The organism is Cellulomonas algicola (assembly GCF_003851725.1).
Classification (GTDB): domain Bacteria; phylum Actinomycetota; class Actinomycetes; order Actinomycetales; family Cellulomonadaceae; genus Cellulomonas; species Cellulomonas algicola.
The window spans coordinates 1-19,725 of the sequence record NZ_BHYL01000012.1; the positions used below are offsets into that span (position 1 = coordinate 1).

17 protein-coding genes and 1 pseudogene are annotated in these 19,725 nt (G+C 74.7%); 2 read left to right on the plus strand and 16 right to left on the minus strand.

The genetic code is table 11. The features are described 5' to 3' along the window. The 14 genes and pseudogenes from CTKZ_RS00670 to CTKZ_RS00735 form a co-directional block, all read right to left on the minus strand. Window positions 1-225, minus strand: a pseudogene (locus tag CTKZ_RS00670) (hypothetical protein); the annotation flags it as partial. A gap of 131 nt (window positions 226-356) precedes the next feature. Beyond that, entirely contained in the window at window positions 357-1,700 is a 1,344-nt protein-coding gene (locus CTKZ_RS00675) for an MFS transporter (protein ID WP_124341119.1), read from the minus strand. Then, on the minus strand, window positions 1,697-2,119 hold the full coding sequence (locus CTKZ_RS00680) for a MarR family winged helix-turn-helix transcriptional regulator (protein ID WP_124341120.1): 423 nt from the start codon (window positions 2,117-2,119) through the stop codon (window positions 1,697-1,699). Before CTKZ_RS00680 ends, CTKZ_RS00675 begins: the two co-directional genes overlap by 4 nt. A gap of 174 nt (window positions 2,120-2,293) precedes the next feature. Further along, on the minus strand, window positions 2,294-2,905 hold the full coding sequence (locus CTKZ_RS00685; protein WP_124341121.1) for a CAP domain-containing protein: 612 nt from the start codon (window positions 2,903-2,905) through the stop codon (window positions 2,294-2,296). Window positions 2,906-2,941: 36 nt separating this feature from the next. After that, window positions 2,942-4,267, minus strand: coding sequence for a UDP-glucose dehydrogenase family protein (locus tag CTKZ_RS00690; RefSeq protein WP_124341122.1), 1,326 nt, complete (start codon window positions 4,265-4,267; stop codon window positions 2,942-2,944). Window positions 4,268-4,401: 134 nt separating this feature from the next. Beyond that, window positions 4,402-5,199, minus strand: coding sequence for a glycosyltransferase (locus tag CTKZ_RS00695; RefSeq protein ID WP_160142788.1), 798 nt, complete (start codon window positions 5,197-5,199; stop codon window positions 4,402-4,404). A 10-nt stretch (window positions 5,200-5,209) separates the two neighbouring features. Further along, the gene (locus CTKZ_RS00700) at window positions 5,210-6,268 is read right to left on the minus strand and encodes a glycosyltransferase (protein WP_124341124.1); all 1,059 of its coding nucleotides are present in this window, start codon (window positions 6,266-6,268) and stop codon (window positions 5,210-5,212) included. Beyond that, window positions 6,265-7,068 carry a glycosyltransferase family 2 protein gene (locus CTKZ_RS00705; RefSeq protein WP_124341125.1) on the minus strand — a complete coding sequence of 268 codons (804 nt, stop codon included), beginning with the start codon at window positions 7,066-7,068 and terminating at the stop codon, window positions 6,265-6,267. The genes CTKZ_RS00700 and CTKZ_RS00705 overlap by 4 nt, the downstream gene beginning before the upstream one ends. Window position 7,069: 1 nt before the next feature. Continuing rightward, window positions 7,070-8,347, minus strand: coding sequence for an oligosaccharide flippase family protein (locus CTKZ_RS00710; protein ID WP_160142789.1), 1,278 nt, complete (start codon window positions 8,345-8,347; stop codon window positions 7,070-7,072). Continuing rightward, the gene (locus tag CTKZ_RS00715) at window positions 8,344-9,756 is read right to left on the minus strand and encodes an O-antigen ligase family protein (RefSeq protein WP_124341127.1); all 1,413 of its coding nucleotides are present in this window, start codon (window positions 9,754-9,756) and stop codon (window positions 8,344-8,346) included. The genes CTKZ_RS00710 and CTKZ_RS00715 overlap by 4 nt, the downstream gene beginning before the upstream one ends. Further along, window positions 9,753-10,913: a glycosyltransferase gene (locus tag CTKZ_RS00720; RefSeq protein WP_124341128.1), complete on the minus strand. Its 1,161-nt coding sequence runs from the start codon at window positions 10,911-10,913 to the stop codon at window positions 9,753-9,755. The genes CTKZ_RS00715 and CTKZ_RS00720 overlap by 4 nt, the downstream gene beginning before the upstream one ends. Beyond that, entirely contained in the window at window positions 10,910-12,046 is a 1,137-nt protein-coding gene (locus CTKZ_RS00725; protein WP_124341129.1) for a glycosyltransferase, read from the minus strand. Before CTKZ_RS00725 ends, CTKZ_RS00720 begins: the two co-directional genes overlap by 4 nt. Further along, window positions 12,043-13,158 carry a glycosyltransferase gene (locus CTKZ_RS00730; protein ID WP_124341130.1) on the minus strand — a complete coding sequence of 372 codons (1,116 nt, stop codon included), beginning with the start codon at window positions 13,156-13,158 and terminating at the stop codon, window positions 12,043-12,045. The genes CTKZ_RS00725 and CTKZ_RS00730 overlap by 4 nt, the downstream gene beginning before the upstream one ends. Continuing rightward, the gene (locus CTKZ_RS00735; protein WP_124341131.1) at window positions 13,158-14,654 is read right to left on the minus strand and encodes a sugar transferase; all 1,497 of its coding nucleotides are present in this window, start codon (window positions 14,652-14,654) and stop codon (window positions 13,158-13,160) included. Before CTKZ_RS00735 ends, CTKZ_RS00730 begins: the two co-directional genes overlap by 1 nt. A 273-nt stretch (window positions 14,655-14,927) precedes the next feature. Between CTKZ_RS00735 and CTKZ_RS00740 the strand changes: the two genes are divergently transcribed. Both CTKZ_RS00740 and CTKZ_RS00745 read left to right on the plus strand, forming a co-directional pair. Beyond that, complete coding sequence (locus CTKZ_RS00740) at window positions 14,928-16,499, plus strand: tyrosine-protein kinase domain-containing protein (RefSeq protein ID WP_124341132.1); 1,572 nt, start codon at window positions 14,928-14,930, stop codon at window positions 16,497-16,499. A gap of 48 nt (window positions 16,500-16,547) precedes the next feature. Next, complete coding sequence (locus tag CTKZ_RS00745) at window positions 16,548-16,994, plus strand: serine O-acetyltransferase (protein ID WP_124341133.1); 447 nt, start codon at window positions 16,548-16,550, stop codon at window positions 16,992-16,994. A 69-nt stretch (window positions 16,995-17,063) separates the two neighbouring features. Here the strand turns inward: CTKZ_RS00745 and CTKZ_RS00750 are convergent, their stop codons facing one another. Both CTKZ_RS00750 and CTKZ_RS00755 read right to left on the minus strand, forming a co-directional pair. Beyond that, entirely contained in the window at window positions 17,064-17,582 is a 519-nt protein-coding gene (locus CTKZ_RS00750) for a peptidase (protein WP_124341134.1), read from the minus strand. Window positions 17,583-17,671: 89 nt separating this feature from the next. Beyond that, window positions 17,672-19,531 carry a DUF4012 domain-containing protein gene (locus CTKZ_RS00755; protein WP_124341135.1) on the minus strand — a complete coding sequence of 620 codons (1,860 nt, stop codon included), beginning with the start codon at window positions 19,529-19,531 and terminating at the stop codon, window positions 17,672-17,674. Window positions 19,532-19,725: the final 194 nt, after the last annotated feature.

The following is a 19,725-nucleotide window of genomic DNA, read 5'->3' on the forward strand; positions in this document are numbered from 1 at the left end:
GTCCGGGCCGGGGGGCAGCGTCGACGCACCCTCGGGTGCGGGCGGGCCGGGCGGCGGGACGGCGTCGGTGCGCGACGCGGTGGCGCCCGGGGTGGTGGCGTCGGCGTGCGGGGCGGTGGTGTCGGCCTGCGGGGCGGTGGTGTCGGCGTGCGGGGTGGTGGCGTCGGTCCCCCCGGCCGCGGTCCCCTCCGGACCAGGGCCAGGGGCGCCGACGTGCGTGCTCACCGGGCGATCGTGACATGCCGGACGAACCGCCCGACACGGGCTCCGGCGGTATTCACCCGGCTGACCGGTGCGCGCCCGTCGACCGGGTGGGCCGCGTCACCCGGCTGCCGACGACGCGCGGCCGTCCGAGGTCAGGCGACCGACCGCGAGTTCGTCGCGTCGTCGGCGCCCAGCCGCAGCGCGGTCGCGGACCGGCGCGCGGGCGTCTCCTCGTCCGGGACCGGGTGAAGGACCTGGAGGTGCGGGCGGGCGCGGAGGCGGTAGCGCACCTGCACGTGCCACGCGCGACGCGCCCACAGGGCCGCCCCGGTCGCGACGAGCAGCGCGGTGATCGAGCCGATGCCGACCGACCAGCGCGGGCCGAACGTCTCCCCGATCCAGCCGACGATGGGCGACCCGACGGGCGTCGCGCCGAGGAACACCATCATGTAGAGCGCCATGACGCGGCCGCGGACGGCGGGGTCGGTGCTGAGCTGGATGGTCGCGTTGGCGGCGGTCATCATCGTGAGCGACGCGAGGCCGACGGGGATCGCCGAGATCGCGTACGTCAGGTACGTCGGCATGAGCGCCATGACGCCCGTCGCGATCCCGAACGCGAACGCGGCGCCGATGACGAGCCGCACGCGCGGACGTTCGCGTCGCGCCGCGAGCAGCGCGCCGGTGAGCGAGCCGATCGCGAGGACCGAGCCGAGGATGCCGTACTCCCCCGCGCCGCGGCCGAACTCGGTGCGCGCCATCATCGCGGACGTCATCTGGAAGTTGAGGCCGAACGTCGAGATCACGCAGACGACGACCATGATCACGAGGATGTCGCTGCGGCCCCGCACGTAGCGGATGCCCTCGCGGATCTGACCCTTGGCCCGCGGCACCGTCGGCATGGGGCGCAGCTCGCTCTGGCGCATGCGCGTCAGCGAGAAGATCGTCGCGGCGAACGTCACCGCGTTGATCACGAACACCCAGCCGGTGCCGACGAACGCGATGAGCAGACCGGCCACGCCGGGCCCGATCAGGCGTGCGGCGTTGAAGGACGCGCTGTTGAGGCCGACGGCGTTGGAGAGCTGGCTGGTCGGGACGAGCTCGGCGACGAACGTCTGGCGCACCGGCCCGTCGATCGCGGCGACGACCCCCAGCAGACCCGCGAAGACGTAGACGTGCCACAGCTCGGCGTGCCCGGACAGCACGAGCGCGCCGAGCCCGGCCGCGAGGACACCCTGGCCGACCTGCGTCGCGATGAGGAGCTTGCGGCGGTCGACCCGGTCCGCCAGCAGCCCCGCCCACGCGGACAGGAACAGCACGGGCGCGAACTGCAGGGCCGTGGTGATGCCGACCGCGACGCCGGACTCGTCGGACAGCTGGGTCAGGACCAGCCAGTCCTGGGCGACGCGCTGCATCCAGGTGCCCACGTTCGCCACCAGGGCCCCCGCGAACCACAACCGGTAGTTGCGGTGCTGGAGCGAGGAGAACGTGGGACTCATGAGGCGGCGATCCTCCGCAGGAGCTCGGCGGCGTCGGCGAGGAGCTGACGCTCCTCCTTGGTCATGCCCTTGAGGCGTTCGGTCAGCCAGGCGTCGCGGCGACGTCGCGTCTCGACGACCTCGGCCTTGCCGGCCTCCGTGAGGGTGACGACGACCTGGCGGCCGTCCGTCGGGTGCTCGGCCTTCTGCACGAGCCCGAGCTCGACGAGGCCGTTGACCGTGCGGGTCATGCTCGGCGGCTGGATGCGCTCCGCCTCGGCGAGCTGGCCCGGCGTCATCGGGCCGTCCTTGGCCAGCCAGGCGAGCACCGTGAACTGGGGGTCCGTCAGGCCCTGGGCGCCGCGCTCGGCACGGATGCGCCGCGACGCCCGACCGACGGCGATGCGGAGCTCTCCGGCGAGAGCGGGGGCGGTGGGCATGATGATTACTCTAACTCATTACCTTGCGTAATGAGTGGTGGCGTCGGGCACGTTCGCGGAGGACGAACGGGGACGTCTCCGGACGAGCCGGGCAGACGTCCGCACCGCGACCGAGTGGGCGCGTCGGTGACGCAGGGCCTGCAGCTCCGCACGGGCGGCGGGACGCCGTCGCGGTCAGCCGAGGAAGACCTGCGAGCAGGTGAGGGACCCGTCGGCCTCACGCGCGCAGGCGATGCCCACCGACACGAGGTCCGGGTCCAGCAGGTTCGCGCGGTGCCCGGGCGACGTCAGCCACGCGTCGACCACGTCCTGCGCGGGCGCGGCGCCACGGCTCAGGTTCTCGGCGGCGACCGACACCGCGCACGCCGCCATGACGTCGTCCATCGGGGCATGCGTCAGCTCGTCGGCACCCACCAGTGCGGTCGCCCGCGCGAGGCCCTGCTCGGCGGCACACTCCGACCACACGAGCGCCGGCAGGCCCTCGTCGACCCGGGCCACGTTCGTGCCCGCCAGGAGCCGCTGCGCGTACGACCCCGGCTCCTCATCGGCCGCCCAGGGGGCGCGAGGATCGGCCGAGACCGGAGGCACGACCGGGGCCGTCGACGTCGTCGGCTCCTCCGCGACGTCGTCGTCGGGGCGTGTCGCGAACCACGACACCACCGTCACGACCGCCAGCAGCAGGCCGACGAAGACGAGCACCCAGCCCCACCGCGCCGACGACGACGCGGGCGCGGGCCGGTCGTCGGACCGACCCGTCGCCCCACCCGTCGTCGGACCACCCGTCACCGGGTCACCGTAACGGCCCCCTGGGCCGCCGGACCGTCAGGGGCGGCCGAGCGCCCGGTACGTCCACCCCGCCGCACGCCAGCGCGCCGGGTCGAGCACGTTGCGGCCGTCCAGGATGCGCTTGTGCGCGACGACCGTGGCCAGCGCGTCCGGGTCCAGGTCCCGGTACTCCTGCCACTCCGTCGCCAGCAGCACCACGTCCGCGTCGACCGCCGCCTCGAGCGCCGTCGCCGCGAACTTCATCTCGGGCCACTTCGCCTGCGCGTTGCCGATCGCCTGCGGGTCCGTCAGCGTCACGTGCGCGCCCTGCAGCTGCATCTGCGCCGCGACCGACAGGGCCGGCGAGTCACGCACGTCGTCGCTGTCCGGCTTGAACGACGCCCCGAGCACCGCGACCCGGCGACCCACGATCGAGCCGTGGCACACCTCGCGCGCCAGGTCCACGACGCGCACCCGGCGCCGCATGTTGATCGAGTCGACCTCGCGCAGGAACGTCAGCGCGTCGCTCACCCCCAGCTCCCCCGCGCGCGCCATGAACGCCCGGATGTCCTTCGGCAGGCAGCCGCCGCCGAAGCCCAGGCCCGCGTTGAGGAACCGTCGGCCGATGCGCGCGTCGTACCCGATCGCGTCCGCCAGGCGCGTCACGTCCGCACCCGTCGCCTCGCACAGCTCCGCCATCGCGTTGATGAACGAGATCTTCGTCGCCAGGAACGAGTTCGCCGCGACCTTCACCAGCTGCGCCGTCGCGTAGTCCGTCACCACCAGCGGCGTGCGGTCCGCGAGCGGCGTCGCGTACACCTCGTCGAGCAGCGCCTTCGCCGCGTCGCCCTCCGCGGTCGGCACGCCCTCGTCGTCCGTCGGCAGGCCGTAGACCAGGCGGTCCGGGTGCAGCGTGTCCTTGACCGCGAAGCCCTCGCGCAGGAACTCCGGGTTCCACACGAGCGTCGCACCCGTGCCCGTCAGGCGGTCCGCCAGGTTCTCCGCCGTGCCGACGGGGACCGTCGACTTGCCCGCCACGACGTCGCCGCCCGACAGGTACGGCTTCAGCGCCTCGAACGCTGACTCCACGTACGACAGGTCCGCCCGGAACTCGCCGTGCACCTGCGGCGTGCCCACGCACAGGAAGTGCACCTGCGCACCCGCCGCGTCCGCCATGTCGGTGCTGAAGCTCAGCCGCCCGGTGGCCTTCGTCTCCTTCAGCAGCTCCGGCAGGCCCGGCTCGAAGAACGGCGCCTCGCCCGCCTCGAGCGCCGCGACCTTCCGCGGGTCGACGTCGATGCCGATGACCTCGTGACCGAGCTTGGCCATGCAGGCAGCGTGGACGGCACCGAGGTAGCCGCAGCCGATGACGGAGATGCGCATAGGGGTCCCCCTGGAAGACGACGGTGTGTCACGCCACGCTAGCGTCGCCGTCGGCGCGCTGCCGCCGCCAGACGGGTGGAACACCGGCCATAACGGGTGAAACAGGCAGGTCGGGACATCCCGTACGGCGGAGCTCAGCGCAGGACGACATCTTCCCGGACCGTCGCAGCGCCGCGCAGACGCACCACCCGACGGAGCCCGTTGCCGACCTGGCGGGCGCTCTCGCGCCGCGGCACCATCTCCGGGTCGCGCACGACGCGGACCGCGGAACGCGTCGCCGCCAGCACGAACCCGGCCCACCCGTGCCGCTTGAGCACGAGCTGGCACCGCCCGACCTCACGCTCGGCGACGGCCCACCGGCGGCCCACGCCGGCCGAGCTCCCGCCCCCCGCGGTCACGGCGACGAGGTCGTCGACGCGCCCCGTCCGTCCACCCGTCGCGCGGATCCGTCCGGTGAGGTCGTCCTCCTCGGCGAACATGAAGAAGCGCTCGTCGAACCCGCCGACCGAGCGGAACACGTCCGTCCGGACGACGAGGCACGCGCCCGGCAGCGTCGCGGCGGCGACGGGTGCGGAGACGCGCCCGGGACGGCCGCCCGACCGCGAGGCCGCGAGCCGCGGCGCGACGCAGGCGAAGCCGTGCCGTCCGGCCGTCTCGCAGAGCGCGACCAGTGCGTTCGCGTCCACGTCCACGTCCGGGTTGACGAACGCGACCCAGGGCGTCGCGCACCCGGCCGCGCCACGGTTCGACGCCGTGCCGTAACCGACGTTCTGCACGACGGCGAGGAACCGGGCACCGGCCGTCCCGGCCACGCGCGCGGACTCCTCCCAGTCGGCCGAGCCCGAGTCGACGACGACCACGGGGAGCGAGGGAGCGAGCCGCGCGAGGAACGCGGGCAGGACCGCCGCGGACTCGTGGGCCACGGTCACCACGGTGACCACCTCAGCGGGCCGCACGAGTCCTCCCTCGACGGCCGCCCGCAGCGGCCGCGAGCACGGACCACGCGGCGCGGCCGACCTCGTCCCAGTCCGTCAGGGTCACGTGCGCCCGGTTCCAGTCGCTCAGGGCACGCCGGACCCCGGCGTCCCCGACGACCGCCCGCAACGCCCCCGCGAGGTCGCCGGTCGACGACGGGTCGACCGTCGCGTGCTCCGGTGCGCCCGCGAAGACGCGGCCCAGGTTGCCGGCCCGCCCGACGACGGTCGGTGCCCCCGCTGCCGCGAGGTCGAGCGCCGGGATGCACAGGCCCTCGTAGAACGACGGCTGCACGTACGCCGTGCACCCCTCCAGCAAGCGCGCGTACTCGTCGTCGGCGAGTCCCGCGACGCACTCCACGGCGACCTCCGGTCCGAGGCCGGCCAGCGCCCGCCGGATCCCCTCCGTCGCCTCCCCCGCGCGGCCGCACAGCACGAGACGCACGCCGGCGGGGCGAGCCTCGCCCCAGGCACGAACCAGGCGTTCCAGGTTCTTGTGCGGTTCCTGCACCGCGACGCAGAGCACGTACGGGTCGTCCTCGTGCGGCTGCCAGCGGACGGGGTGGAGCGCACCGAGGGGCAGGGCGCGCAGCGCGACCCTCGACCCGGCGGCCGCGACCTCGTCGACCGTGAACTCGGAGACCGCCAGCCCGCGCCGCGACCACCGCGCCGACCTGTCCGCGGCCCGCACCGGCCACGACGACCGGTACATCGCCCGCGCCCGCAGGAAGCCCACGTCGTGGAACACCGGGACGACGGGCACCGGACTGAGCAGCGGCCGCGCCTGCCGCGGCACGAGCACGACGTCGCTGCGCGTCGCGAGCGCCGCACGCGGCAGCTGGAGGTGCATGAAGCCAGGACCGGCGACGTCGACGTCGTAAGCCGGTCCGCGACCCGCCACGAGCAGCTCCTGCCCCGGGCCGGCGGTGGCGCGCAGCGCGTCGACGAGGCCCACGGCGACGTCCCGCACGCCCGAGTGCCCGGGGGCGAGCAGACGACCGTCGACCAGCACGCGCAGACCGCTCACCGAGCATCGCCCCGCACCACACCGGCCAGGCGCTCCCGGACGTCGGCCAGCAGCGCTGCGCCCGCACCAGGCACACCCATCCAGCGCCGGGCGTACCGCCGTCGGCTCCGGCGGTTCGCCTGCCGGAGGACGGCGGCCGTCGGTCGACCGTGCCCCTGGTCGTGCTCGGCCACGACTCCGCCGTCGATCGCGACGCCCCACCCGGCGGCGCGCGCTCGACGGCAGAGGTCGACGTCCTCGTAGTAGAGGAAGTAGCGCTCGTCGAACCCTCCGAGCGCCTCGAAGGCCGAGCGGCGCCACAGCATGAGCGCGCCGCACAGCCAGTCGGCGTCGACGAGGCCACCCGCGTGGTCGACGTCGTGCGCCCGCCCGCGCGCGACGTCCCACAGCCCGGGGAAGCTGCGGGCGCTGCTCACCGGTGACCCGTCGGGCCTGCGCAGGTCCGCCCCGACGCACGCGAGGTCGGGGCGGCCCTCCAGGGTCGAGACGAGCCGGTGGAGCCCGTCCGGCGGGACGGCGGCGTCGGGGTTCAGCACCAGCAGGTACGCGGCGCGGTCCTCGGGGTGGCGCGCCGCCAGGTTCACGGCGCGCCCGAAGCCGAGGTTCACGCCGGCGTCGACGACCGCGACCCTGCCGGGAAGGGCCAGCGACCGCGCCACGTCGGCGCTCCCGTCCGACGAGAGGTTGTCGACCACCGTCACGCTCGCCACCAGAGCGCCGCAGCGCCGCAGGGACGCGGCGAGGCTCGGCAGGTGCGGAGCGGAGTCGTGGGTCACGACCACCACGTCGACGTCGGCCACGTCAGCTCTCCCTCAAGGCGGCGATCGACCAGCGCGACGGCACGACGAACGACAGGACCGGCGCCCGGGTGACGTGCCGCCGCGCGAGATGGACGAGCACGCTCCAGCTCACCAGGTTGCCCGCGAGGTTCGCGAGGGCCGCCGCCACGATCCCGTACGCCGGGTACGCCACGAGGACCAGCACCACGGTCACGACGAGGGCGAGCGCCTCACCGACGAGCGGAGCCCCTGGTCGTCCCACCGCGATGAGGCTCTGCGTCAGGACGATCACGGCGCCGAGCGGCGCCTGCGCGAGCAGCAGGACCGTCATCGCCCCCTGCGCCGGCAGGAAGTCGGCACCGAGCACGAGCGGGATCAGCAGCGGCAGCGCCGCTGCGACCACCCCACCCGCGACCAGGAGCAGCCCGAGCACCGCGGTCGACGCCCCCGGCACGATGTCGCGCTCTCCCCGGACGATCCGGTTCCGCAGCGGGATCGCGATCGACACCGAGACGCCGTTGAGCGTCGCGGCGAGCGTCGTCGCGACGGCGTAGAGCCCGAGGTCGTAGGACGTGGCCAGCACCGACAGGAGCAGCAGGTCGATCCGCTGGTTGAGGAGCGCGACGCTGCCCGCGGGCCAGCCGCGCAGACCGAACCGGACCGCGGCGACCGCCTCGGCGATCGTGGCCCGCCCCGTCGGGAGGGCCCCGCCGAGGACCCCCGGAAGCAGGCTCCCGAGCAGCGTCGTCGCGATGAGCAGCAGACCGACCGACAGCGGGGACGGGCCGACCGCGATGAGCACGACGAGGCCTGCGACCGTGACCAGCTGCGGCAGGAACCGCGCGAGGACCACACCGCGCCAGGCCCCGTGCCCCGCGGCCACCGCGCTCGTGCACGACCCGTAGACGACCACCGGCGAGACCGCGGCGTACACGATCAGCAGCACCCGGGACACGGTGCCGGGGTCGGTCTGGAACCCCACGAAGAACAGGTAGGGCAGCGCGCAGACGAGACCGCTCACGAGGGCGAGAACTCCGGAGACCGACGCGAGCACCCGCCGGTCGGCCCCCTGCGCGGACCGGCGGCCGAAGTAGTCCGGCAGTCCGAAGCCCATGAGGATCGCGATGACGGTCGCCGGGGCGATCGCCACCGCGATCTCGCCGCGACCGGTCGGTCCCAGTGCCCGCGCCTGCAACGCAGCCGAGACGAGACCCAGGCCGACGCCGACGAGGTTGGCGACGACGAGCCGCGCGTCCGCGCGTGCCGTCAGCCGCCGTGCGACCTCGACGAGCACGCTCACGAGGTCGTCCGCGGTCGGTTGCCGTACGCCGCGGTCGCCACGTACAGGGCGAGCACGGCACCCATCCCGTTGACCGTCCACCACCACGGCACGGTCAGGCTGACGACGAGGACGGCGACGCACGCCCCCGCGAGCGCACGGCCGACCTCCCCCCCACGGCGGAACGCCCTCAGCGCTGCACGCAGGAGCGGGACGACGAACAGGACGACGCCGACGAGTCCCGTCTTGAGCGCGATCGTCAGGTACACGTCGTGCGAGTCCCGCTTGACCGAGTTGACGAACTCGCCGGCGAACGCGAGCTCCGTGCCGACACCCGGCCCGACGAGCGTCGTGAGGGGCGTCTCGGTGATGGCCGCCGTCATCGTCTGGATCTCGGAGAGCCGGTACTGGCCCGACACCTGCTCGCTCCGCTGGGCGAGGTCGTACCGACCGCCCGGGTCGAGCACGCCGCTGACCAGGGCGAGCGCGACGAGCAGCAGCACGGCGGCGCCGAGCCGCACGCCGAGGCTCGCCTTGTTCCAGCCGGCGAGGAGCGTCGCGCCGACACCTGCCGCGACGGCGAGGATCATGCTCAGGGTCTGCGACACGAAGAGCTCGAGACCGAGGAGCGCGACCAGCGCGGGGCGGGCGCGGCCCGCGACGCGGCGCGAGAGCAGCAGGACGACGGCGGCCATCACGACGACGATCTCCGCACCCGGACGCACGTCGCGCGCCGCAGCGCCCGAGAGGTTCACCACGGGGAGCTCGCCCGGGCCGACCAGCCCCGACCGCAGCGCGACGGCGCCGGCGGCGGCGATGACGGACGCGAGCGCGGCGAGCGCGACCAGCCCGCGGACGACCACGAGGGCGCCGCGGCGTCGCACGACGACGGCGAGGGGCACGAGCAGGAGGAACGCCTCGAGGAGGCGCAGGTCGACGAGCGCGGCGGAGCCGACGGCCGCGGTGCCGACCTCGGGCAGCACCGCTCGGGCGACGAGCCACACGGGCCAGGCGAGCACCCACAGCCAGTCCGCCGACGTGAGCACCGTGGGCGCGACGTCCACCGTCCCGGTGAGCGTGCGGGGGCGCCCGTCCGGCCAGACGGCGACCACGAGGGCCGCGACGACCGTGAGCAGCACCGCGGCGTCCACGTCGGTCAGGACGAGGCCGCCGAGCTCGACGTTCACGAGCTCCGCACCGGGCCGGACCAGCAGCACCCACCCCAGCGACGCCACGAGCACGGGCCACGGGAAGGCGACCGTGAGGGCGAGCGCGGCGAGTATCCCGCCGAGCAGCGGCGACCTCACGGCGACAGCGCCCACGACGAGCGCGACGAGGCAGGCGGCGACGGTGACCAGCGTCGCCGTCGCCGTCGGACGGGTGCCGGCAGGGCGCACGGGGGCACGCAGGGGCGCGACGCGCAGGCTCATCGCGCACCTCCGGCGTGGACGAGACCGTCGAGCGCCCGGGCGTACGCAGCGCCGACGTGGTCGCGCGTGAGCGCCGCCGGCAGGTACGGGGCCCGGCCACGCGTGGTCGCTGCGCGCCACCCGGCGGCGAGGGCGTCGACGCTGGCCGCGACGACGGTGGCCCCCGCGGCGAGCTCGGCGGGCACCTGCGCATGACGTGTGGCGACCACCGGGACACCGACGGCGGCGGCCTCGAGGAGGACGACCGGTGCACCCTCGGTGCGGAGGCTCGGGACGAGCAGGACGTCGGCGACCCGGAGCAGCGCGGCCACGGTGCCGCGCGGGACGGCACCGACGAACGTGACACGGCCGTCCAGCCCTCGCGCGCGGGCGAGCGCGCGGAGCCGGTCGGCGTCGGGGCCGTCGCCCGCGACGACGAGGCGGTGGTCGCTCGGCAGCACGCCGAGCGCGCCGATCGCGAGGTCGACGCCCTTCTGCTCGTGGAGACGTCCGACGTAGAGGCCCGTCCGTCCGCCGTCGCGAGCACCGACCTGCTCGGCGACCGCGGCGACGTCGTCCGGGGCCGCGTCGAGCGCCCGGGGGTCGACGCCGTTGTGCAGCGTGGTCACGCGTCGCGGGTCGAGCCGGTAGGGAGCGCGCAGCAGCGCGTCGCGCAACGCGTCGGACACGGGCCACACGGCGTCTGCGCGCCGGACGAACAGCCGACGGCTCGGGAACCGGAGGACGTGCAGCGGCACCTTGAGCAGCTCGCGGCGGGTGCGCGCGCGCAGGCTGCTCGCGAGCTCGGTCCCGGTCGTGCCGTGGACCTGGACCGCCACCGGCGGCCGGCGGCGACGCAGCACGAGAGCACCGCCTGCGTCGCCCACGCTCACGACGGCGTCCGGCTGCCACCGCGTCCAGGGACCGCTGCGGGACGACTCCCACCACCACCGCCACGAGTACCGCCCACCCGTCCGACCGGCGGTCCACACGACGGCCGCCTCCGACGTGCCGCCGCCGGGCGTGGTGAGCAGCGCGACGTCGTGCCCCGCCTCGCGTGCGGCGCGCAGGAGCTCGTCGAGGACGCGCTCCATCCCGCCGCTCCCGGGGTGGCCGGACGTGCTGCGGCACACGAAGAGCACGCGACCGCCGCGACCGTCCGCGCGGCGCGCGCTCACGCGCCGAACCCGTCGACGAGCGCGACGGCGTCCGCGACGCGTGCGGTCCACGAGTGGCTTGCCGCTGCCGCCCGCCGGTCGGCGAGCACGACGGGGTCCGGGACGCCGCTCGCGGCGACCGCAGCGGCCCCGAAGCGGGACGCCTCGACGAGACTCAGCCCCGGCGCCGTCGTCTCCCGGAGGCTCGCGAGGGGCGTCGACACGACGGCCAGGCCGGCGGCGAGGTACTCGTACACCTTCAGGGGGAAGACGCCGGCGGTGTAGTCGTTCAGCGCGTAGGGCACGAGACCGACCGTGCAGCCGGCCACGACCTCGGCGAGCCGGTCCGGTGGCAGGTTGCCGACCGTGGTGACACGGGGGTGGGACAGCAGTACCCCGACCCGGCCGTCGCGGCCCGCACCGTCGATCTCGTGCGGCCCGGCGAGCACGAGCTCGAGCCCGCGGTCGACGACGTCGAGGAGCAGGCCGACGTCCACCTTCGTCGGCGTGAGGTTCCCGGCGAAGACGGCTCGGGGCCGCCGCGGCACGGCGGCACCGGCGAACAGCTCGACGTCGGCGACGTTCTCCCACAGCAGCACGTCGTCGCGCCCCTGCGCCCGGAGGTGTGCCGCGACGCCCGTGCTGCTCGCGACGACCCGGTCGGCCACGCGCAGGAGGTGGCGCTCCGCGTCGAGCAGCGCGGCAGCGGGGACGCGCGGCTGGGTGTGCAGGAGGTCCACCGAGTGGTAGACCACGTGCCGCGCACGACGCTCGAGCCCGTACGTCATCGGCGAGAACGTCCACAGCACGCCCTCGTCGAGCCCCGGCAGGTCGAGCCGCCTCACCAGCTGCGCGTTCAGTCGGCGTGCCGCAGCCGCCCCGTGGAACGGCACGACGCGGGGGCTGACGACGCGCAGCCGGTCGGGCCGGGACGGCGCCGTCCTCTGCCCGCCGCCCCGGCGCCCCGCGGCTCGCCGCGCGACGCGACGGAGGTCGGCACCGCTGACGGTCGGCGCGCGCAGCCCGAACGACTCGACGTAGGTCACGTCCGCGTGGCGCGCGAGGCCGACGGCGAGGTGCTGCTTGTTGGTCCAGACCGCGCTGTCGAAGTCGGCCGTGGAGAGCACGACGACCGGTGGGATCCCGAGCGTCACGCCACGGCTCCCGCCGTCGACGCGAACGCACGCACGGCGTCGAGGAAGCGCGCGCGGTCGAACGCCTCGGCGCGGGCCGCCGGTGCGTCCCCGCGCATCGTCGTCGCCTGCTCGACCGCCTGCGCGAGCGCGACGGCGTCGTCGAGGTCGACGGTCCGGCCGGTCACACCGTCCACGACCGTCTCCGTGACCCCGCCGACGTGGCCGCCGACGACCGCCGCACCCGCCGCCATCGCCTCGACGGGCATGATCCCGAAGTCCTCGACGGCCGGGAACACGTAGACGGCGCACGCCTGGTAGAGCGCGAACAGGAGCTCGTCGGACGGCGCGTCGACGAACGTGACGGGGACGCGCGCGGTCGCCGCGAGCGCGCCGAGCCGGGCACGCTCGGGCCCGCTCCCCGCGATCACCACGGGTCGTCCGGACGCCTCGCCGGCCCGCACGACCAGGTCGAGCCGCTTGTAGGGGACGAGCCGCGAGGCGCCCAGCACGAACCCGTCGGGCAGGCCGTCCAGGACCTGCCGCTCGGCACCCGTGACGCGGTCGGCCCACACGGGCACGGAGCGGATCCGCGCGACGTCGACCGGCGGGTGCACCACGGTCGCGTCCGTCTCCCACGCCCGGCGCACACGCTCGGCGACGAACCGGCTGTTCGCGGCGACGGCGGTGATCTCCCTGGCGCGGGCACGGTCGAGCGCGCGCAGCGGGGTGCCGGCCACCCGGGCGGCGGCCCCGGCGCCCCGGGCGTCGAGGTCCGGCTCCCACAGGTAGCGGGCGGGACTGTGGACGTAGACGAGCTTCGCGAAGTCCTGCGGCTGGCCGCGGAACGACACGTGGTGGGCGAACGCGTGCGAGCTCACGAGCGCCCAGTCGTACTCGCCTCGGCGGCCGCGCCAGGCGGCCGGCATCGCCGCGAGCGCGAGCGCCTTGCGGCGCCGCAGCGGCGTGCGGGCGAGCCACGTCTCGTCGAGCTGTCGGCCGGGGTAGCGGCCCGGGACGTCGTTCCAGAGGCACAGCAGGTCGGCGGCGGGGAACGCCTCGACCAGCGCGTCGAAGACGTTCTCGGACCCGCCGGTGCGCGCGAGCCACTCGTGGACGAGCACCCCGCCCATCAGTACGCCCCGCTCCGCGCGACGACGACCTTGACGGTGCGGGCGAGGATCAGCAGGTCGGTGAAGAGCGTCCAGTTCTCGACGTAGGAGACGTCGGCGCGCAGCCCGGCCTCGGGGCTGAGGTCGGAGCGCCCGGACACCTGCCACAGGCCGGTGAGCCCGGGCTTCACGAGGAGCCGGCGGTGCGCCGTGCGGTCGTACTGGGCGACCTCCTCGGCGATCTGCGGGCGCGGGCCGACGAGGCTCATGTCGCCACGCAGGACGTTGAACAGCTGGGGCAGCTCGTCGAGGGAGAAGCGGCGCAGGACGCGACCGACGCGGGTGACGCGCGGGTCGTTCTTCGGCTTGTAGAACAAGGCGATGCCGGTGACGCCCTCGGCGGCGAGGACGTCGGACAGACGCTCGTGCGCGTCGGCGACCATCGAGCGGAACTTGTACATGCGGAACCGCCGGCCGTCCTTGCCGATGCGTTCCTGCGCGTACAGCACGGGGCCGCGGCTCGTGGTGGCGACGAGGACGGCCAGGACGAGGAGCAGCGGCGAGAGCACGACGACCAGCGCGGCGGCGCCGACCCAGTCGACGACGGTCTTGGCGATGTACTTGGCACCGGTGAACCGCGGCTCGTCGACGTACATCAACGGAAGACCGGACACCGGCTGCATGATCACCCGAGGCCCGGCGACGTCGACCAGGGACAGGGTGAGCGCGAGGTCGACGTGCGACCCCTCGAGGTCCCAGCCGAGCTGCCGCACCGCTTCCGAGGTGATCGCGTCGGAGCCGGTCACGGCGACGGCGGACGCGTGCGTGGCGACGGCCACGCGGGCGGCGTCGCCCAACGAGCCGAGGACCGGGACGCCGGCGACGGTCTCGTCGGAGGCGACCTCACCGGACGGGACGCACACGCCGAGGACGGTGTACCCGGCACGCGGGCTGCGGTGGAGCTCCTCGATGAGCCGCGCGACCTTCTCGCGGTGGCCGATGACCACGACGCCCGACTGCATGCGGCCCGCGTCGCGGCGGCGGTGCAGCCACTGCCGCCACCCGTAGCGGCCGACGAGGATGAGGACGAGCCCGAGCGGTGCGGCGATCGCCAGGTAGCCGCGGCCGATGTCCATCTTCAGCAGGTAGGCGACGATCGCGACGACGGCGAACAGGCGCCAGGTGGCACCGAACACGCGGGCGTACTCGACGGGGCCGGTGCCGATGATGCGACGGTCGCGGGACCGCACCACGGCGAGCGCGGCGAGCCAGGCGGCGGTGAGGACGCCGGAGACGGTGAGGTAGGACGGCGAGTACTCGCCGGAGACGAGCGTGGTGCCGCCGATGTCGAACCGGACGACGTACGCGACGCCGACGGCGAAGACGACCGCGAACGCGTCCGTGATCGTGAGGCGGGCGACGTACCAGGGCCACCAGGGGGTGGTCGCGCCCGCGGGCGCGTCGACCTCGACGACACCCGGACGGTCGTCGGCCCGGTCGGGTCCGACGGCGCGCATCTCGACCACCGTTCCCCCCGTCTGCGGTGGACTTCACTAACCGCAGCATGCTACCTGTGGCACGGCGTTCCGGATCCGGACGAAGAATGACGAGCCGGACATCCGAGGGCACGACGGCGGCATTTTCCCGGGGATTCCACCCGCGCGCAGGCGCGGACCACGCGGCCGACGGCAGGGGGTGGGCTGGGACCCGGTGTGCGGTCGGCGAATGCATGTCCGTGAGAGAATTGCGCGCCGCGGGTCCGCCCCGCGCACCAAAGGGGAGGCATTTCGTTGGAGCTCCAGGACTATCTGCGCGTCCTGCGCAAGCGGTGGGTCTCGATCGTCGCGATCACGGCCCTGTGCGCGCTGGGCGCGGTCGGGGCGTCGCTGGCGATGACGCCGGTCTACCAGGCGACGACGCAGCTCTACGTCTCCGTGCAGGGCGGCGCGTCCACGTCGGACCTCCTCCAGGGGGCGAACTTCACGCGGCAGCAGGTGACGTCGTACGCGCAGCTCGTGAACAGCCCGAGCGTGCTGGGCCCGGTCATCGACGACATGGGCCTCGACGTGCGCGCGGAGTCCCTCGCGGGCCGGGTGCAGGCGGACTCGCCGCTCAACACCTCCCTCATCAACGTGACGGTGACGGACGAGAACCCGGCGGTGGCGGCGGCGACGGCGGACGCGATCGCCGGCCAGTTCAAGGACGTCATCGGCGAGCTCGAGACGCCCGCCGACGGCGGCCCGTCGGCGGTCAAGGTCTCGGTCGTGCGCGAGGCGACGGCACCGACGGACCCGTCGTCGCCGAACCTCAAGCTCAACCTGGCGCTCGGCCTGCTCGTCGGCCTGGCGCTCGGCGTCGGCATCGCGGTGCTGCGCGAGGTCCTGGACACGCGCGTGCGCACCGAGGACGACATCGCGCGCGTCACGGAGACGTCGGTCATCGGCACGATCCCCTACGACGAGGACGCGCCGAAGCACCCCCTGATCGTGCAGTCGAGCCCGCACAGCCACCGGGCCGAGGCCTTCCGCCGGGTCCGCACGAACCTGCAGTTCCTCGACGTGGCGGACCGGCCGCGGTCGATCGTCATCACGTCGTCGCTGCCCGGCGAGGGCAAGTCGACGACGTCGATCAACGTGGCGATCACGCTCGCGGACGCGGGCACCCGCGTGGTCCTGGTCGACGCGGACCTGCGCCGCCCGGCGGTGGCCCGCTACATGGGCCTCGAGGGCGGCGTGGGCCTCACGACGGCGCTCATCGGCCGTGCGGACGTCACGGACGTCATCCAGCCGTGGGGCAACGGCAACCTGCACGTCCTGCCCGCGGGCCAGGTCCCGCCGAACCCGAGCGAGCTGCTCGGGTCGCAGGCGATGGCGCAGCTGCTCGCCACGCTGACGTCGCGCTACGACGTCGTGCTGCTCGACACCGCGCCGCTGCTGCCGGTGACGGACGCCGCGATCCTGGCGAAGCTCACCGGCGGCGCGCTGCTCGTCGCGGGCTCGGACAAGCTGCACCGCAACCAGCTGGCCGAGTCGCTGTCGTCGCTCGAGACGGTCGGCGCCCGCGTGCTCGGCATCGTGCTCAACCGCCAGCGCCGCAAGGCCGGCGAGCAGTACACGTACTACGACTACTCGCCGACGCCCGCGGTCGACGGGCGCGCGCGCAACGGGCGCCGCCGCAAGGCGCGCTCCGGCCCGTCGGCCCCGGCGACGACCCCGACGCCCGCGACGACCACGGGCGCGGTCCCGGTGTCGACGAACACCGGGTCGATCTGGCCGGGCGACGCGCTCAGCGAGTCCCGCCTGCGCGGCGCCGCGCCGACCCAGCCGCAGCCGCAGCACCAGCGCGGCGGTCCGCGCGCCTGAGTGCGCCGACCGTCGCGGCGCGACCGGCGTCTCCCTAGGATCGAGCGCGTGGAAGCCGTCGAGATGCTGGTCCGCCTCCGGCTGAGGCCGGGCATCGGACGCGTCGCCAACGCCGCGCTCCACGTGCTGGGCGTGGACTTCCCGGCGAGCGTCCGCGTCGGTCCGGGTCTGGCTCTGCCGCACGGCGCCGTCGGACTGGTCGTGCACGAGGACACCGTCATCGGCGCGAACGTGAAGATCTACCAGGGCGTCACCATCGGGCGGTCGGACACGCACCTGACGGGCGCCCGAGCGGACGGCGGCCGGGTGGTCGTCGAGGACGACGTCGTCATCGGTGCGGGGGCCGTGGTGCTCTTCCGCTCAGGCTCGACGACGACCATCGGCCGCGGCGCGGTCGTCGGCGCGAACGCCGTCGTCCTCCGCTCCGTCCCCCCGGGCGAGATCTGGGCGGGCAACCCGGCGCGACCGACTCGGCGGAGCGAGCCGTCGTCGTAGCGGCTCGCACGACGCGAAGGCCCCCGCCGGGATCCGGCGGGGGCCTTCGTCGTGCAGGAGCAGTGCGCGTCAGGCGCGGACCTCGGAGCGACGACGGGCGAGGACGATCGCACCGGCGCCGACGGCGAGCAGCGCGCCCGCACCCGCGGCGATCGGCAGCGCGTTCGAGCCGGTCGAGCTGAGGGCCGCGGGCGTCCCGGCGGCGGCACCGGCGACGGTGACGGCCTGCGTCGACAGGACGGCGCCGGAGGCGGCGTCGGTGACGACGAGCGAGAACGTGCCGGGCTGCGCGAGCGTGACGGAGAAGACGGCGTTGCCGGCGGCGTCGGTCAGCTTGCTGAACGACTTGGTGCCGGCGATCTTCACGGAGTCGGCCGGGACCGACTCGGGTGTCGTGACGGTCAGCGTGACGTTGGTCTTCGCCGGGCCCTTGACGGTGACCTTGAAGGCCTCGCCGGCGGCGGGCGTCGAGTCGGAGACCGTGCCCTTGTCCTGGTAGTTCTCGGCGCCGTAGCCGAAGGCGGCGGACGGCGCGAGGACGAGGGCTGCGGCGGCGGCAGCGGTGACGAGCGCGCGACGGGTCTTCATGGTGCTCCCCCAGGATGGGACGGACGACAACGGCACGGAATGACCTTTTCGGGCGTTTCCCCGCCTGTGACCCTGGAAATGGGTCGGCGTCACCGTACCGATTCGCTGGAGCAACCGGAAGCAAGGATCGTCGGCCCCGAGCCGCTGGCCAACGGCGTGGAACGCACCACGACGTCGCCGGTGGAGGACTTTCCGGTGACGATCTCGAGATCGAGCGTCCCAGATTGTCCGGGTGCGAGCGTGAATGTCCGCGCGACCACCCCGAGCTGGTCGTGCACCTGCGCGAGCACCCCTGATTCCTCGGAATTCACCCGCACCGTCTCGACGAATCCCCCGGACGGCGCATACACGAGGACGTTGGTCGCCACCTCACCGGGCGGGACGACGCGGTCAGGCCCGACGACGTACTCGGGGAGCGTCGCGGCGTCGTCCGGCGCGGTCGACGTGAGCGTCACGGTGAGGTCGACGACCTGGGACCCGTCGGGTCGGCACTGCGCGACCTCACCCGTGACGTCGAGGTCCAGGTAGTAGCCCATCTTCGCCTGCGTGCCGTCGTTGAGGTAGACGCCGACGACGGGCGAGTCCTGGCCGTCGCGCCCGCGCAGCGCACCCGCGAGGACGGTCGGCGCGAGCAGCTCCTGCTCCTCGGCGTGCGCGGACCACAGCATGAGCCGGCCCTCGCGCGCGGCCTGCGCGAGCGCGTCGACGACCGCCCCCGCGTCGCCCTGGCCCCCCGCGACGGCGCCGAAGACGGTGGCCGCGGTCGACGCGAAGTAGGCGTCCTGGTCGGCGGGCTCCTCGAGCCGCAGGTAGACGCCGTTGAGCAGCTCCGTGACGGCGTTGTCGCGCGACAGCGTGGTGCCGTCGGACAGCCCGACGGGACCGGTCGCCCCGAGGACGAGCGCGAGCGCACCGGGGTCGACCGACAGCACGCCGTCGACCTCCCCGCCGACCTCCTGCTGCCAGATCGCCCGCGCGAGCGCAGCCGACCGGGGGAAGTCCGGCGTGAACGTGACGTCGCGCATGTCGGTGCCGACGAGCGGGCTGAACAGCGCCTGCTCGGTGTCGCTCAACGGCAGCGCCGGCTCGGCGAGGCCGGACAGCTCGCCGCCGCTGCGCTGGTCGACCACGTCGATGCGGCCGTCCTGCGCGCGCAGCACGAGGACCGTGCCGGGGATGCCGCCGGTCGCCCGGGGCTCGGCGTTGTTCTGCACGAGCACGAGGTAGGTGCGCGGCTCGGCGGACCCGAGCATCGCGGGCAGCAGAGTCGCGGCTCGCGCCGCGGTGGCGGTGGTCGCGGCGACGTCGTCGACCTGGGCGCGCAGCTCGTCGACGGGCCCGGCGAGCTGGCCGACGAGGCGCGAGGTGTCGATCGCGTCGAGCTGCTGCACGGCGGCCTGCACGGCGGTGTCGGCCCCGACGACCTGCGGCGCGGCCCGGCGCAGCGGGTCGAGGTCCACCTGACCGTCGACGGGCGCGAGGGCCGCGGGGTCGACGAGCGCGACGGCGTCGACGAGCGGCGGCAGGCCGTGCTGCGCGAGGTTGTCGACGACGTCGGCGACGACCTGCACGGCGCCCGTCTGGTCACCCACCCACGGCAGCGCACCGGCGAGGGACCACACGGGTCCGCGCGTGCGGGCGTGCGCGGTCGCGGCGTCCTCCTGGAGCCGGGTGACGGTCGCGCGGGCAGCCTCGACGTCGCCGCCGGTGGCCTGCTCCTGCAGCGTCACGACCTCGCCGCGCGCGTCGAGGAGCGCGGCGCGGGCCGCGAGGACGTCGGCGACGAGCCACCCGACGGCGACCAGCCCGAGGAGCACGAGCGCGCCGACGGCACCGAGCACGGCGCGCCGGTCCAGCACGAGCCGTCGACGCCACCGCGGCTCGGCGGGCGTCTCCTGCTCCGGCACGACCTGCGTGGACCAGGCGTCGCCCCAGTCCGGATGTGTCACGCAGGTCCTTCCGCTCGGCTCGGGTCACGCTCCTGCCGTGCGGACGACCGCCCGCCGGCGCGCTCGATGGTAACCGCGCGGGCTGTGCGCCCGGACAGCCGCCGCGGGCGTCCGACGGCGCGCCGCAGCACGCCGGGCGCGGTCCTCGCGGCCGGCGTGCGCGGTGCTCGGGTCAGCGCGTCGCGGCGCGGTGC